Genomic DNA, 14680 nt, shown 5'->3' with positions numbered 1-14680 from the left:
TCGCAAAGCGGCTCCGAGCGTAGATCGATGCGCGAGCTCGCAGGATGGACAGGCAGCCCCCCATAGGGGGGCGGGACAGGAGGTACCCCCGCATTGATCAGAGGAGGATGGTCTAAATATTATTGCTTTTGTACTGCCGTTAGCCGATTTTTGGACGTTTCGGCGGCCAGGTCGACCAAGGCCTCGCCGCTCAAAGTCGGCACGGTGTTCAGCGTCTGCAAAGAACATGTGAATTAGTGTTCCCAGGTACGAGGGCACAATCGAGCACAGAGCGCGAATCGACATTCAGATAGCCCCCGCAGGGGGCGGTACAGAGTCGATGGTCTTCGCCCCTGCGGAGGATGGTCTAACTATGTTCGCGAGGCGATCGACGCGTTTAATCTGCAGCGCCGCATTTTTGATGATTCCTAGCTATACCAATCCACGCTTGTACGTGAAATCTGTGCGTATGCACGCCCTCCTCTGCGCGAGATTTCGTGTACGGCGCTTATCAATGGACAAAGGTCAGCTGCTGAAATAAATGCGACCTCTTACTGGCTAAGGCCTCAATCGGCCTCTCTCGATTTTCGACATACCTGCGACAGCTCATGGCAATTCTTGTGACTGGCCTGGCTTGGGGCATTGATGAGAGACTGAGCCTCGATTCGCTCTACCGGAATGACCTCTCGCTTGTGGTTTGCACAGGTATGCCTCACATTTTAAAGCGAGACTTGGTGCCATCGCGGACCCGTGGCGGCCTTGCTGGTGAGCTGTGCGATTGGGGGCTATGATCGAACGCACGGCAAGAGCATTGGGCTTTTGGCCATCCATTAAGGGGAGCAACCCATGGGTAAAAAAATTGATGTCGCCAAAGGTTTGGCGAGTGATGTTTGGAGTAAGGTCGTACATGACCAAGCAGATAGAACGGGGCTATCAGCAGCCCGAGTTGCAAACTCGCTGGACAAGGGAGTTGACGCCGACGTGGTTGCTCTGCAGGTGACCCGAAACCAAGAAAAAAACAGCCCTGCCGATCCGTTGGCCTTCACTGGAGAGGACATGCAGTCAGTTGCCAAATTCTACAAGGCAAACAAGCGTCGTGTTGCTTATACCGGCGTCCAGGCAGCTGAGATCGATAGCAATCAAGCGGCTCTAGATGATGCTTGCGATTCGGGGTCGAATGGTGCTTTGCCAGCGTGACAACTCGAATGGATCGAAAAGGCCGAGCTCTTGCTCGGCCTTTTTATTTTCCATGATGTTTGTAATTCGCTTCGCAGGGGCATTGCGCTACTGCGGAATCACTGTTTGATGCGTGCTGCTAAAGCGGCTTCCAAGGCATTGACGGCCCAGTCCGGGCACGGGTTCGAACTGGGCTTGTCGGGATCATTCACCCAGGCACGAACAGTGCGAACGGCGCAGGGCCTCTGAGTGTGTTCGCAGATGAGCGCGGCGCTCTGAGCCTGAGTTATCCCATGTCTGACAAGAAGGGATTTGTATCGCGTCCGGTTATCCATGGCCGACTACTCGCTGTTTTGAGGCGTCTCGATAACGATCCTCAACGACCCTTCGGTGGGCACTTCTAAGAGGCTACGAATTTTACGGCTCAAAGCATCATCAAACGGGCTTTGAAAGGGGAAATATCGGGGAAACAGGATCGCAATCGTGGGTGCCATCAGCGTGAACACCAAGCCGATACAGCCAAGAAGCTTGCGCAAGCCTTCTGTGAACGCTGCGGGATCTGCGGCTCTCATGTAAATTAGTACGCTTGTGAATGAGTCAGGCGAAAAGAGCGCGAGCAACAAAAAAAAACCGAGGAGCACGGAGAGCACTGAAATGTAAAACTTGATCAGTGTTCGCAGAACCGAGCCTGCCGCCGCGAAGCCCCATGCCAGATAAAGCCTCCGGTCTTTGCGCACACTCCTGACAATGGCATGATAAGTTTTGGCTGGCAGTGAACCAACTTCGATGCCATTCACGTGAACGCGGGCAATGGTTGATGTCATGGATTTGTCTCATGCAGTTGGTAGCTGAATAGGGATTTACGCCTACCCGCGCAGAGTAGGCATTTATGCCTATTGCGTCAATCGACTGGGCTTCGCATTTTCCGTGAAAAACGCATGGACTCTGGTCGTAGGATTCACAAAGAACCTATCACAAACTATCTCAGGATCTTCCGCATTTCGTCTGCAATCCTGACAGATAGACCCATGACAGCCCATATCCCCGTGCAACTTCCCTTCGCCCTGGAGAATTCAAACACTTGATCCGCGCTGCATCCGTCACTGGCCGTCGGTCAGAACGTGACGTGATGCTTCTCTAGCTGACGCACACCACCGGCGATCGCGTTATAGAGTTGGCTTTGCTGAAGGTGGCTGACGCGCTGTATCCCAGCGCTGTCAACAAGCCCGAGGTGTACTTGCGCGCAGATATCACCAAAGGCTGTCGACCGCATGATGTCTACCACAAACATAATCGGTGCCGCGCTCGATGCGTGGTTGGAAGTCTGGTACCGGTACCGCTGAGGGCTTTCTGGTGCGGATGAGGACCGAGGGCTTTGCGCAGCTTCAAATATGGTCGCGCAGAACAGGGGGCAAGCCTGTGTATTGGCTTTCAAACATTACCAGTTGGCCAGCGAGCTGGTTGCATACCGCGATTTAGACGCGCTGCAACAGGTAATCACCAGCCCCGACTGCCAGGCCGGTATCAAGCAGGAACCTTCCCACAGTGGCAGGAGATCTGTTGCGGCCAAGGTGCTTGCCGCAATTGGCTATGTTGAGACGGTGAAGATCATTCTTGGACACGCCTTCCTTGACCACGGCAAACCAGATTTGGTGTCGACCAAGCTATGAAGGGCGGGCGTTCGGGATGGCACTATGATGCTGGGTCAATACATGAGAGACTTTACCGATATCGGTAAATCTAAGCTACACCATAGGAGTGTTTGATGCCAGTTGTAAAACGGGACCTTGTCCCAGGCCAGGTAGATCCTGAGCACCTTCGACGCCTCATAGGCCTTACCCGAATCACAGCTGAGGGGGTGAAATCTGCGCTCTACCGCCACTTTGTTGATGGCAAGAAGCAGACCGTGGCCTGCGCAGAATTCGGTGTGAGTGACACTACGCTTTCAAGGAAGGTTTCCGACCTCAACAAGCTAAGCTGTGAGGTTCGTGAACTCGCTGCTTTTTACCTTTAACGGTAAAATAACCTTGCATTTATTTACAGTTATGTGTAAACTTACTCTCATTGAAGCGAATCACTGAGGGTTAAAGATGGGTTCACCAAGTGCTGTACGAGTTGTTGTGGATATCACGGGTGGAGCGATCCACGCAGTCTATGCCGATCAGCCCGTCGAGATTGTTTTCGTCAGTCACCACCACGATGACCGTGACGATGATCAAGTGGAGTCTGGCTTCAGGTCGATCCAGGGTGAACCGGTTGCGCTTTGGATGGAGGGCAGTGACTCGGACAACGGTGCGGACTGCGAAGTTGTGGATCATTACTTCGAGCAGTATGCCAAGCCCTAGCCCTGCTATAGGCCCGGTTCTCCGGGCCACTTCACCAGTTCAAGCAAAGCACTAAGGAACCGGCCATGGCCAACCGTAACGAAGAGTTTCTTTCAGTTATTGACAGTGCCGCCAAGGCTGCAATCCTCAATTCAATTGCTGGTCACTACGGGATTACTTCCGAGGAAGCATTCGCCGAGGTTGCTGATGCCGGCGCCGAACACCTGCTGGACTACATGGTTGAGCCGCAGCGCACCGCCACGTCGGTTCTGATGCAGCGTCACGGGATGCGAGGCTGGTAGGCAAGTCGCGTACGGCAAGTTTGCAATTCTGACTGTTGATTGAGGACGCACGAATGGAAAGTCTCCGAGACCGCTATGCCATTTACGTTGAGCAAGCCAAGCAACTGGGCTGCCCCATCAAGACCTTTGATGAGTGGCTGAGTTCTTAACTCCACACCCTTCGGCCCGCCTTGTGCGGGCTGAAGCAGTAGGCAGTATGCAGTAGGCAATTACCGAGTCGCTGGTGGTAGTGGATGAGCTGCGAGATCTATGCGCAGCATTCGAGGTTGTCTCAATGGTTTTGGCTGGTGCAAAAGTGATTGTGACGCTCGATGCAATTCCTCCTCTAGAACGGGTCAGGGCTTTGTTGAAAGCGCAGGGCATTGGGGAGAAGTTGCTGGAGCGGTTGCTTGAAAATGGCCAAGTGCTGGCGATCACCGCGAAACGATAGAAAGACGCGAAACGAGCGGTGTTACGCCGCTCGCCCTCAATTCAAGGAAAACGACAAATGCGCTCACCCACCCTGAAAGAATGCCCAGGCTGCAAGACCCGGCAAAAGTTTTATGCCGGGGATGTTTGCCACACCTGCTCTACCAGGCTTCGCGACTTTCCGTCTATGAAAGCCACCTTGGATCAGATGGCAGGTGGAGCGTCGAGACGGGTACACTTTGGCTCACGGTTACCGCTGCCGTTCGGTTGCTATTCGGCGCCGAGCCGTGAGCGGATGGCCGAAGCATTATCGGAGCTGTTACAGGCATCGTTTGCTACAGAGGTTGTGACTGATGCGGCTGTGGCCGCAATTCAGTTCGCCCTTGAAGATGATGACGGAATGCAGTTCCTACGACTATGGAACCAGGGTGATTTTGATGTGATTCGCTCCGAGTGGCCAGAGGCTCCTGAGCAGGTATTCATCGGCGCCGACCCGTTGCACAAACCGTCGAAGTAAAAGGGGCATGACCATGACACGGCTGATCGAGGCGCTACGCGCAACCTCTGCCAAGTGGCGAGAAGGCAACCAGGAGTACTGTGGCGGCATCGTGCTGATGTGGGAGTGGGATGTGTACGGCTGGATGAATGAATTGCGCGATCCTGCAAGCGAACGCCCTGGCGTCTATGGGGTGGACAAGGACGGACTGATCTTCAGGGCCGAAGGTGGCGATGACTACAACGGTGCAAAAACTTGGGTCGCGGTTGACCCTGACGCTCAATAGGAAATCGCCCAGGTACGACACAAGCCCAGCCCTAGCGCTGGGTCGATTACGTAGAGGCACGCCCGTTTTTGGTGCCCGAGAACTGATAACACAGCTGGAGCATTCATGGCACGGATCAAAACTAATGGTGCAGAACTGAAAAGGTTTTGGGCTAACACAGACCCCCAGTTCTGGCCAACCGATTCCCACGTCGACGGCATGTGGTGGCAAGTGAATGGTGCCGAACAAGAGGACGTAGACGTTGAGGCTCTTGATGATTGCGATGTTGTGCTGGTAGACGGCGCAATTGTGTATGCCGACGATGATAAGGACTTTGCTGGGGTGATGAAAAAGTGGCGTAAGGCACAGACGCATGTGACCTTTGCTGTCGAGCTGCCGACTGAGCATGAAGATGCTCTGGCAACTTTCTTGAAGGGCCTAAAAGGTAAAATCCTTGGGCGGTAGGACAATGCCATGTATACCGATTGTACGAACATTGCTCAAATCGCCGTGAACCGCTGGAACGATGACGATGGCTAAGCACTTTGATCCCTGCCCTGACGACGATGAAGCAGAGCAGGCGCCCTGCGGCACTTGGCTCGGGGATGCCAGCGACGGCACAAGTATTTGGGCGCAAGTCGATTGTGGTTTGTGCCTGAGAATGAAGGTCAAGATCAGCGCCATGCACGCAGCAAGCGAAGCCGCCATCGTCGAGCAGATGGGTGACATGGCGGTATACATGCGCTCAGTTGAAAACACGACCACCGACGTACAACCCAACATGAAGCTTCCAGTCAAGTAACCGGCACCACTCACGTGCGCGCTGGAGGTTTTTTGATTGCCCGTGGACAGCTAGCAGGCGGTTTGATTATCGAAGCTGGCGGACACGCCATCGTCCATGGCCAGGTATCTCGCAATGTGTTCAATCAGGGGACGCTTGAACTGCTAGGCCAGGTGTCAGGCAAGGTGATTGGGAATCCGCCGACCAACCCTATAATGCCGGTTCAAATCGTCGGTACTGACCTTGAGGTTCCGTTTCGTGGGAAGACCACCTCATGGACGTATACCGGGTAGTTCGAGGAATTCGCCTAGTTACGCCCAAGCCCCGCCGTCGAATGTTGGGCCGAGGACGTAGAGGCCGTGAATTGCGACCCTCATTACGGAGGATGGAATCAGTGGCTAAGTACAAGGTTGAGCAGTTCGCTCATATCATCAAGGACAACGGTAAAGGTTACGACAACCTGTACCTTTCCCTCAGGCTTCAGAATTCGGCAGGAAACCCAGCCAGTCGGGAGTACCGGATCACTCCTGACACCCGGTGGCCCGACTTGGCGGTGTTGACCAATACCATTGTCGCTGGACTGGCTTTGGCGCAGCAGACCGGTCAATGGATTGGGCTTTCTGACTTCGAAGAGCGCGTGTATCTGTTTCTGGAATTGCCTAGCACCGCTGGCAAGGAAAATATCCAAGTAACTGCTGAGAAGTTGTAACGCTTCGAAATTGAGTGGCGTTACAGACTGTCGTGACGTCACTCTGCCCGAATACCAGACGCAGCCAAGGCTGCAAGTAAAGGGAAATCACCTTGGAGGTCCCCGTAATGACCCGTTATCTATTCGATGCCCAGCGCTTTTATGCAGATGACGAGCGCTACAGTGACGGCTCAGGGTTGAGCTACATGACCACAGATTTTGCTCGCGTCAGCTCGGCGTTCACCAGCTTTCAGCGCGACCGCAAGGAAATGTACTCTGTCACAGTGACATGCTGCGACACTGGGGCGGTTCTGATGCACGCCGGACCTTCCGCACAAGACGCTGAGCGCTCAATGAATCGCGCTTGGAGTCGGCGATATCGATCGCGTAGCGCTGCATAGCAAATCGCTCAGCTGCAACCCAAGCCCTGGCCTAAAAACCGGGGCCGAGGACGTAAAGACGGGTGCGATTTTCGCGCCCGCGAAACTGATAGGGAATCCGCAGTGACTGGCCCGAAAGCTATCTTGCTGGACCTCGACGGCTACACGCTGGCCAGCGTTCTTGACTACGCTGAAGCCAAAGCCGAATTGGCGGATATCGTCAATGCCCTGGAGTCACCCGGCCCGCTGGCGCTGGAAGCCGCGCTTGAGAAGGTGATGGGGTGTGCGCGAGCACTGGCCGATCAGGTCTTAGCGGTGCGCGAACGGCAGGCCAGCGGCGCTGCCTCTGGATCGCAGAATCTACCGAAAGATAATGCTACCGATGGTGAGCGCTATACCGCAGGCTTGGTGTTTGTCGCGAGTGGTAGCCTCGACCCGGACGGGCACGAAGTCGAAACTAATACGCCCTACTACTTCGGCCACTCTGTCATCCAAGCATTTGAAGCAGGTGCGCATTGGCAGGCTAGGCGCGATATTGAAACAGTGTAGGAAAACGACCATGCCTAATCATCTGGTAGCGCTTTTGAAATGTTTACCTCAGCAGCCACAGCGCCAGGATTCGACAAACGCTCAGCTGGCTGACCTGCAAGCCTTCGCGAACCGCCTTGGCCTGTACGATGCCGCCGACGTGATCAAGCTCATCGTTGCCGCTAATAACAGGTAGGAACACTCCGATGCCGATCAAGCCGAACACAACGTATCGATTCGTCAAAAGCGGCAATCTTGTCCGCGCTGTTGCATCAACCACCTATGGAGGTCGTGGCAACTGGGTCGTGACTCGCATCGATTCGGGCAAGGAAATGATCGTTCCTGGTAGAGCATTGATCGACCCCAATCGTGCTGACTGGTCGTAGGAAGGAAACACAAATTTTGTGAATGGGGAAAGCCCGTGCGGTCATGCGGTGTTCTTCTTGGCCAGCGAACTGGACAGGGTCATGAGCGCTTACATTTCGCTCCCACGCAAGTCGTCGGGGCAGTAATTAATCGGTTTAAGGAAAAGGTAATGCACTCAGAAAATGTGCAGGTGAAGCATCCTGATTTGGACAAGGCTCAGGCTTTTGCACTTCGGACCGGGGTGTCAATTCCGAATACGACAGATCTTGCTGCGCTCGGTGAAGGTGACTGTGTGAAGGTGGGAGTTGGCTTAGACGGTGTAGGTAGTGAGGCTTTTTGGGTCGAGCTGCTCGCCATCGGCCCACCTCAGATGTTTGGAGTAATCGTCAACCAGCTCAAGTTCACAGCCAGGCACAATCTTGCAGCGGGCGACGTAATCATGATCGAGCGCGATGACGTCCTCGCGATAACGAAGTAGCTTTTGATGCAGCTCCTGTCCAGAATTGGACTTTAAGTTTAGTGGTAGCGGAGGCCTCTGGCTCCATTGATCGTGTTGCAGTGGTTGAGGGAGGGTTACGTGTCGATCCTATGGAGCTCGCGTCTGGCCCGCTTCATGAGGCAGGACACATTGCTTTGATGCCATCTCGCTTCCGTCATTTCTTGACCAAGAGTCTTGACGAGTGAAGGCGGTAGATTCTCGCAGCACTTGATCACTTAATCCTTGAGCCAGACGATCCACTCATGCGCGCAATGGTCCAAAGGAGCGATCCCGAAGTTACTGTTTGGGCGCGGGCAGCCGGTGAGTCGATCGGCATACGCGGCCGAGCAGTAAATTGATCAGCTCAGGCATAAGCAGCTCGCGAAAGCAGTGCGGAGTAGGAATTTGACAGCGATGAACAAGAGTCAGGCGGACGCCATCAAGCAGCTTGAAGCAGCGCTACAGCTGTGCAAGAAATCAGGCCTCGCGTTGGTCGGTATTGATGGCGCTTTGTTGGCCACCGTTGCAGACGCCGCGTTCAAGGCAGAATGCCGGGTGATGTCAAGCTGTGAGGCTGTGATGAACAGATCCAACAACGACCACGCCGGGACTGTGACGGTTGAAACCCATATGGTTTACCTCGACAGCGGCGCAACCTAGAAAATTGACAATGAGACTGCACTCGGGCTGGTAATCCTGGCTACGTCGTCTTCTGCACTTGTTGCAGGTAAAGGCGAATAGGAAACTGTCTTCTACTGTGCCCCACAGATGATCCTGATGCTCTTTGGCTTGCCAGCGGAATTACTTGTAGCGCGCTGGTTGTATGCCTGGACCAGCGCCGCAAAGCCACGCGTGCTGCCACCACAGGCTTGGAAGATCGTGTTGCCCGTGCCCAGAAGCCCTATTGCTGACGCAGAGGAAAACCAATGAGCGTCAAAGCTGAAATCAGAGCTATCATGTCATCACCGGACACCAGTGATTGGCTGAAAAGTGCCCTCACCTCGGCGCTAAAGCGCGACTGCAACAATGCGGCGGGGGATGCTGAAATCTTGTTGCACATCCTGGAGCGGCATGCCACTGAGACACTGGAAGCCGCTCGCGCAACGTTGAATCTACACCCTGATCTTGACCAATTCAGCAGTGCTGACTTAGGCCTATCCGCCCAAGGCATCAGCCGGTAAGAAAATGACAATTTAATGCCCCTTGATTGTACGCCCCTAAGGGCGTACAATTGGCTAATCTACGATGGAGATTGGCCATGCTTAGCACCCCCACCTCTTTTGAAATGCCACCTCGCACGCTGAAGGATCCGAGCTACGAGTTCACGGTCCTGTACGAGGGGGCAATTCTCAAAGCAAACCCCGCCTCTGATGAATCCCTGCGTGATGCCATGATTCGCTCGATCGAGAACCATGCTGGCGCCAGCGTTGCCCATTGTGGTCGCTGCAAGCTGACCTCTGGGGGGTATTACCGGTACCCAATCCAGTTGGGCACCGGCAAGCGCGTCGAGGCGTTCATTCCCGCCGCTTCATAGATTTCCGCCCCCTACATTACTGCGCCTGTCTTGCAGGCAAGCTACGGGCTCTGCTGCCCATGTGAAAAAAGGACTGGTATGAGCGACCTCATCCCCTACGAGCCAAAGATCGAAAAAGTTGAGCGCTTCCAGGCGCTGCAAGCCGGTCATTATTGGCGTGCCCTGGTAAACATCCCAGAGCACGCCATAGATCTAGACGAGGTGCTATTGCTTGTCTCGATCCGGTGGGTGGATAACGCCCCTCATACAATCATCATGCGTGCTCACCCGTCCAAGTACGACAAACAAATCAAGGTTGTCGTACCCAAAGATGATGACTCGACACGAGAGACATGGGTGCGCTGCGGGGAGCATGAGTTCCTTTTGCGTGACTTCCTCGGATCTTTCGAGTTCGAGGAGAACCATGAAGAGATCCGCGCAAGGGAGATCCAGGCTGTTCAGGGGCGCGTGCAAGAGCTGCAGCGCGAGCTGGTTGAGGGGCAGAGAGATCAGCAATTCATGGCCACGATCGCGTATGAAAAGCTGGCAGAAGCCGAAGCAGCCGAGCTGCGCCGAAGCGGGGCGAATGACGACCAGATCCAGGAAGCTCTGGTGCGGCTGGGCGCGGATCAAAGCCAGTCGCTGGCGCTGGTCAGGGGTAGTGTAGCTGATGCGATTGGTGCGGGCATCACCACTGAGGCGATTGAGGAACTTCGAGTCAGCGTGCAACGTGAGGGAAAGTTAGCCCAGTACAAAGCTGATTGGATAACCCAGAAAAGCAGTGAGATCGCGAAGACGATTCAGGCTGTAACGCCGTTTTACAAGGAGCTGGCTGCTGCGGCGCTTGCGGGCTCTGAGGATATCCGTAGCTATGTCGTGAAGCTACTGCAGGGTATTGAGTCCCTGGACCTATACATCGGCAAGGATGTCATCGTTGAGACCATCTGCAAAGGCGCGTCCGCATCACGCACCGAGCCACTCACCTTTGTGCAGAAAAAACTCATGATCGATGAAGAGCTGGCGATCTGGGCTGAGCTAGATGAGTGGTTCGACTTCAGCAAAATAGATCTGTTCTTTGAAGCGCTTGAAAGCTATGAGTCCCTTGTCGATCAGATCTTCCCAACGGAGCGGTGCGCGCTGGTCATGGCCACCACGCGACGTCATATCGACTATGGCAACGTTGCGACAAACATGATCTGCAACGCCAAAAACGCATCCGTGTTCATCATGGTACGCGACGGAGGGAATATCTACCGCGTCATCTCCCCCGTTGAAAGCCATTTGGGCACAGCCAGGCTCTTTCCGTCGCTTGATGATCAGGAAGCGATTTTCCGTGGGGTGGATGGCAGCGAGATCAAATTTGATGATGTTCGCTACACCAAACATCTCGAAAGCCACGAGTTATACGCGATCCATTTCAAACGCTTGTTGATACTTTTTTGCGGTCTGGACCATCGCCTGAGGCTGTTCGGTGATTTCTACGAGGGCCCACAAGACCTCAGCTTCGTCACGCTCAAATTCCAAGAAGCCTACTGTCGCTTCCTTCATGATGACGATGGTACCGGTCTGCTAGGTGAAGGTAGCAGCATGCCGTCCTTGGATGCATGGATTGCAGACAAGAATGAGTATCTGCGAAGTGGGTCACGTGTCCTGTGTCTTTGGGCTGCCGTCATGAATCCTGATACTGCACCAGGTGCATGTAAGGAGTATCGCGGCTATAACCCCGGTGAAGGCTTTGACAGACGCTACTCGCCCACCTCAGAGCGGGACATCGTGATCGCATATCGCGAAGGGGAATCAATTTGCGTATCCATTGAGGTATCCAGGTCAAACAGAAAATTCATGTGCAAGGTGAACCTCAGCGCCCTGTCTTCCAGTCGTTGGGGTCGCAGCACCCAGCTGAGATACCTATGCCTCGACGCGATTTCTCCCGAAGAGCTGCACTACTACATTCACAGTCGCCGCACTCGGCAAGACCAAGTCATGTACATTCGAATTTTCAAAGAGGCACTACAGCGTATACAGACTGAACGGGCGCAAGAGCGCAATAGTCGACGAAAGCTGCTAGAGGCCCTGGAGGCAGGGAGAATTGCTTCTGGAAAATCTGCCCAGCAGGTTATAAATCAAGCCGTGATCGCATGGCGTGCTAAAAACCGCGGTGCACCACTTCCCGACTTTTTAGGCATTACAGCCCCGAAGGGCTGGCGGCAACTGCTCGACCAGATATACGTCTTAGCTGGTAAAGGGCAGAAGCAGGTTGAAAGCATCGAGGCCTTCGTCCTCGGGCTGGGGTACACCCCCCTTCGCTTGGTGCTATCGGGCTCGGCAAAGGTGATGGTGTATGCATCCCCTACAACGGCAGAACGTGATGATCGACTGGAAGAACACGCATGGGTGCACCTGATTGAGGTGGCCAGCAAAGCCGCAGGTATTTCTGAGGCGTCCAGGCGCTGGGCTCTTCTCCCGACCGCTGCAGCCTCTGAAACACTGATGCACGAATGGCCAACAGCTGCAGATTGGGCCGGGAAGGCCAGCATGTTCAAGAATCACGGACACAAGCAGTCCGTCTTCGACTTCGCCGAACAGGGGGCTCAGAGGCTCAACGCCATGCTCCAGCCCCTGCAGAAGGAGGCGTTCTCAAAGCTGCTTGAGCAGTGGGCTGACGCTCGCCGTGTTGCCAGCAGCCAATCGCGAGAGATCATCAACCCCATTTTCACGACGCCCATTGGTGTTGTCCGGCTTGCGTACGGAGGGTTTGCCTACCTTTGCGCTGCGAGGGATACAACCATGGGCCTGCTGCACAGCATTGCACCTGACTCTGAACAGCTAGAGCTGCTAGCCAGGATAATTGCTGCAGGCTACAGGTACAAAGGAGGAGTACCTGAGCTAATCCAGAACGAAGTCAAAAGGCAGAATCCGTGGAGTTTGATGCTGGTTGCACAAAACCTTCGGTCATCGCCCTACGGGCCATTCACAGAGCGACATTTGGATGTTGTCTACGAGACCCTTGATGAACGTGACAAGCTGCGGCCATCACTGGATGCCTGGCTACACCGTTATACGCAAAGATACGGAAAACGAGGTTTGGACTTGTGGATGGCTCCACAGCTCACATCCGAGTCGGGCACCACGCTCGATGCCGTTTTCGATGTGAAGCTGCCCGAGAATTATGCGCCAACGGCGGTGCGAATGGTTTACTACGACGTCGAAGGCGGTGAAGCGCGAAGAGTGTGTTTGGATATCTACCCTGCGGATATCGAGCCCCCAGCTCTATGGACACAGGGACAAAAACACATGTCCTGCAGCTCGTATGGGGACTCCTTCCAAACACTAGAGGAGGCGTACCAGTACATGGCGCGCAGTAAGCAGTCTGGCTGGAAGTGGAAACGATCGACAGAGATTATAAACTCCCCTGCCGTACCGGAAGGTGTCACTGAGCGTTGGCAGATGGTGCCCGATGCCGAGTGAATCAGACATCGCTCCCTCCCCTTCAAGAGGTTCAGTTTTGGCGACGGTATTAAGTGAGGTGGTGATGATTGGCCCGGTACACGTTCAACGGGATGCAGATGGTTGGTGGAAGCACCCCTCATTGCCTGACTTCCCTGAAAACATGGACGCCTTCGAGTCCTGGTTGCAGGAGCAAGCTCTGCAGCATATGCAGTGGACGATGGATAGCGACGGCCCCGAAGACCATCCATACCTGCTAGGTGCGGGTGGGAAACTCATTGCAAGGGGTGGGAGCCGCGCTCTCCAGGGCCAGAGTGGTTCCTGCTAGGCATATTTAACGCCGAGAATGGCCCCTACGTCAGCTGGGTGCGTCGTGAGCCATACAAATACAAGGCAACAAGCCCTGAAAACTCTATCAGCGCCAGTTCGCCAGCGAACAAAGATCGTTCAGCGACTTCCCTCATCCACCGTTACATGACGGGCAACTTGAAGCACGTGTTCCCTTGGTTGGGCGACAATGCGCGTAACGTGCGTGTGCTGGTCGACATCGAAGGTAGGATGGTAGCTGCAGCACAGGTCCAGGGGAATGGCGCACGGGACCCGTTTATTGCAGCGACCCGCGACGAGTTGAAGCACATGCAGCAGTATTTCGAGCGCAATAGGGGAATTTACGAACAACCATTTGAGCTTGGTCTATCAGCATGCCCCGAAGAGGACCTGCCGAGCTGGGTTATCGAATGACAAGCGCAGGTATAAAGTGGAGCGCTTTTGGCGCTGGGGCGGGAAAAGCCAAAGTCTAGCTTGGGCGGTGGCTGCATAGGCATGCAGCGCCCAACCTTGAAGTGAGAAGCCATCTTGCAAGTACGCCTTTAGAGGCGTACATTGTCGGTCACCATCTCATGTATAGAGGACGCGTTTTGAAGGACAAACTCAAGTGGGTCATCTGCAGTACCTGTATGGGCAACGGCAAAATAGGTCACCCTGCCCTTTCCAACGGGTTTACCTGGAGTGAATGGAATCAGTTCCACATGGAGGAGCAGGCTGCTTACATGGATGGAGAGTACGACGTAGTGTGCACCGCCTGCAAAGGCTTGGGGCGCATCCGGGTGCCCGATGTAGCGGCAATGAGCTATGAGGAAAAGCGTGAGCTCGTCCTGCAGCGGCGTGAAATGCGTGAGAATGCTCGCATCGATGCAGAAATGGACGCCGACGTCGCGGCTGAGCGGGCATTTGGCTGCTGACCAATTAAACATGGGCTGAGCATTGTCGTCCCACAATTTTAAGTCGCAAGAGCTATGTTGGTCGTGTCCTGCTGCTCGCTTATATCGGGTGCTTGGATAGGGAGGTAGCAGGCCTTGACGAATTGTTTGCAGACATAGCTCTCTGGTTGGCTCGCCGAAGAGACCAGTTTAGTGGTCGCCAGTCTCAACGCCCTAAAGCCTCTAAAAAAGTTTACCGATAACGGTAAATAATCCTTGAACGGTTTACCGACAACGGTTAACATAGATTCATCAGGTCAAGGAGAGATATAAACCCAACCTGATGACCT

At 54.4% G+C, this 14680-nt stretch carries 22 protein-coding genes; 20 read left to right on the top strand and 2 right to left on the bottom strand.

From position 1 onward, the window contains the following. Positions 1-825 precede the first annotated feature (825 nt). Complete coding sequence (locus SJI00_RS21420) at positions 826-1176, top strand: hypothetical protein (protein ID WP_322463683.1); 351 nt, start codon at positions 826-828, stop codon at positions 1174-1176. Between the two features lie 320 nt (positions 1177-1496). Here the strand turns inward: SJI00_RS21420 and SJI00_RS21415 are convergent, their stop codons facing one another. After that, on the bottom strand, positions 1497-1979 hold the full coding sequence (locus SJI00_RS21415; protein ID WP_322463682.1) for a hypothetical protein: 483 nt from the start codon (positions 1977-1979) through the stop codon (positions 1497-1499). Positions 1980-2546: 567 nt separating this feature from the next. Between SJI00_RS21415 and SJI00_RS21410 the strand changes: the two genes are divergently transcribed. Both SJI00_RS21410 and SJI00_RS21405 read left to right on the top strand, forming a co-directional pair. Continuing rightward, a complete protein-coding gene (locus SJI00_RS21410; RefSeq protein WP_322463681.1) occupies positions 2547-2825 on the top strand; it encodes an integrase in 279 nt (92 codons plus the stop codon). 95 nt (positions 2826-2920) lie between these two features. Then, positions 2921-3169 carry a PapB/FocB family fimbrial expression transcriptional regulator gene (locus SJI00_RS21405; protein ID WP_322463680.1) on the top strand — a complete coding sequence of 83 codons (249 nt, stop codon included), beginning with the start codon at positions 2921-2923 and terminating at the stop codon, positions 3167-3169. Between the two features lie 82 nt (positions 3170-3251). On the opposite strand, the gene SJI00_RS21400 is transcribed toward SJI00_RS21405, so the two are convergent. Beyond that, positions 3252-3374 (bottom strand): hypothetical protein, encoded by a 123-nt coding sequence (locus SJI00_RS21400; RefSeq protein WP_322463679.1) that lies wholly within the window; start codon positions 3372-3374, stop codon positions 3252-3254. A 191-nt stretch (positions 3375-3565) separates the two neighbouring features. Here SJI00_RS21400 and SJI00_RS21395 point away from each other — a divergent pair, with 191 nt between their 5' ends. The 17 genes from SJI00_RS21395 to SJI00_RS21315 all read left to right on the top strand — a co-directional run bounded on the left by SJI00_RS21395 (position 3566) and on the right by SJI00_RS21315 (position 14372). After that, positions 3566-3781, top strand: coding sequence for a hypothetical protein (locus tag SJI00_RS21395; RefSeq protein WP_322463678.1), 216 nt, complete (start codon positions 3566-3568; stop codon positions 3779-3781). 274 nt (positions 3782-4055) lie between these two features. Next, the gene (locus SJI00_RS21390; protein WP_322463677.1) at positions 4056-4211 is read left to right on the top strand and encodes a hypothetical protein; all 156 of its coding nucleotides are present in this window, start codon (positions 4056-4058) and stop codon (positions 4209-4211) included. Positions 4212-4268: 57 nt separating this feature from the next. Then, a complete protein-coding gene (locus SJI00_RS21385; protein WP_322463676.1) occupies positions 4269-4706 on the top strand; it encodes a hypothetical protein in 438 nt (145 codons plus the stop codon). A gap of 13 nt (positions 4707-4719) precedes the next feature. Continuing rightward, a complete protein-coding gene (locus SJI00_RS21380; protein WP_322463675.1) occupies positions 4720-4971 on the top strand; it encodes an antirestriction protein ArdR in 252 nt (83 codons plus the stop codon). Between the two features lie 105 nt (positions 4972-5076). Then, complete coding sequence (locus SJI00_RS21375) at positions 5077-5415, top strand: hypothetical protein (RefSeq protein WP_322463674.1); 339 nt, start codon at positions 5077-5079, stop codon at positions 5413-5415. A 67-nt stretch (positions 5416-5482) separates the two neighbouring features. Then, positions 5483-5752: a hypothetical protein gene (locus tag SJI00_RS21370; RefSeq protein WP_322463673.1), complete on the top strand. Its 270-nt coding sequence runs from the start codon at positions 5483-5485 to the stop codon at positions 5750-5752. Between the two features lie 373 nt (positions 5753-6125). Then, positions 6126-6440 (top strand): hypothetical protein, encoded by a 315-nt coding sequence (locus SJI00_RS21365; RefSeq protein WP_322463672.1) that lies wholly within the window; start codon positions 6126-6128, stop codon positions 6438-6440. A gap of 503 nt (positions 6441-6943) precedes the next feature. After that, positions 6944-7348 (top strand): hypothetical protein, encoded by a 405-nt coding sequence (locus SJI00_RS21360; RefSeq protein ID WP_322463671.1) that lies wholly within the window; start codon positions 6944-6946, stop codon positions 7346-7348. Positions 7349-7358: 10 nt separating this feature from the next. Beyond that, the gene (locus tag SJI00_RS21355) at positions 7359-7523 is read left to right on the top strand and encodes a hypothetical protein (protein WP_322463670.1); all 165 of its coding nucleotides are present in this window, start codon (positions 7359-7361) and stop codon (positions 7521-7523) included. 10 nt (positions 7524-7533) lie between these two features. Beyond that, complete coding sequence (locus SJI00_RS21350; protein WP_322463669.1) at positions 7534-7713, top strand: hypothetical protein; 180 nt, start codon at positions 7534-7536, stop codon at positions 7711-7713. 149 nt (positions 7714-7862) lie between these two features. Further along, complete coding sequence (locus tag SJI00_RS21345) at positions 7863-8171, top strand: hypothetical protein (protein ID WP_322463668.1); 309 nt, start codon at positions 7863-7865, stop codon at positions 8169-8171. Between the two features lie 414 nt (positions 8172-8585). After that, positions 8586-8831, top strand: coding sequence for a hypothetical protein (locus SJI00_RS21340; protein ID WP_322463667.1), 246 nt, complete (start codon positions 8586-8588; stop codon positions 8829-8831). 266 nt (positions 8832-9097) lie between these two features. Next, positions 9098-9352: a hypothetical protein gene (locus SJI00_RS21335; RefSeq protein ID WP_322463666.1), complete on the top strand. Its 255-nt coding sequence runs from the start codon at positions 9098-9100 to the stop codon at positions 9350-9352. A gap of 77 nt (positions 9353-9429) precedes the next feature. After that, a complete protein-coding gene (locus SJI00_RS21330) occupies positions 9430-9705 on the top strand; it encodes a hypothetical protein (RefSeq protein ID WP_322463665.1) in 276 nt (91 codons plus the stop codon). Positions 9706-9783: 78 nt separating this feature from the next. Further along, positions 9784-13152 carry a hypothetical protein gene (locus SJI00_RS21325; protein WP_322463664.1) on the top strand — a complete coding sequence of 1123 codons (3369 nt, stop codon included), beginning with the start codon at positions 9784-9786 and terminating at the stop codon, positions 13150-13152. A 465-nt stretch (positions 13153-13617) separates the two neighbouring features. Then, positions 13618-13872 carry a hypothetical protein gene (locus tag SJI00_RS21320; protein ID WP_322463663.1) on the top strand — a complete coding sequence of 85 codons (255 nt, stop codon included), beginning with the start codon at positions 13618-13620 and terminating at the stop codon, positions 13870-13872. Positions 13873-14048: 176 nt separating this feature from the next. After that, the gene (locus SJI00_RS21315; RefSeq protein ID WP_322463662.1) at positions 14049-14372 is read left to right on the top strand and encodes a hypothetical protein; all 324 of its coding nucleotides are present in this window, start codon (positions 14049-14051) and stop codon (positions 14370-14372) included. The last annotated feature ends 308 nt before the right edge of the window (positions 14373-14680 follow it).

The organism is Pseudomonas gebzensis (assembly GCF_034427815.1).
In the GTDB taxonomy this organism is placed as follows: domain Bacteria; phylum Pseudomonadota; class Gammaproteobacteria; order Pseudomonadales; family Pseudomonadaceae; genus Aquipseudomonas.
Note: the sequence above shows the minus strand (reverse complement) of the source record. Positions and strands in the feature narration are given on the sequence as shown.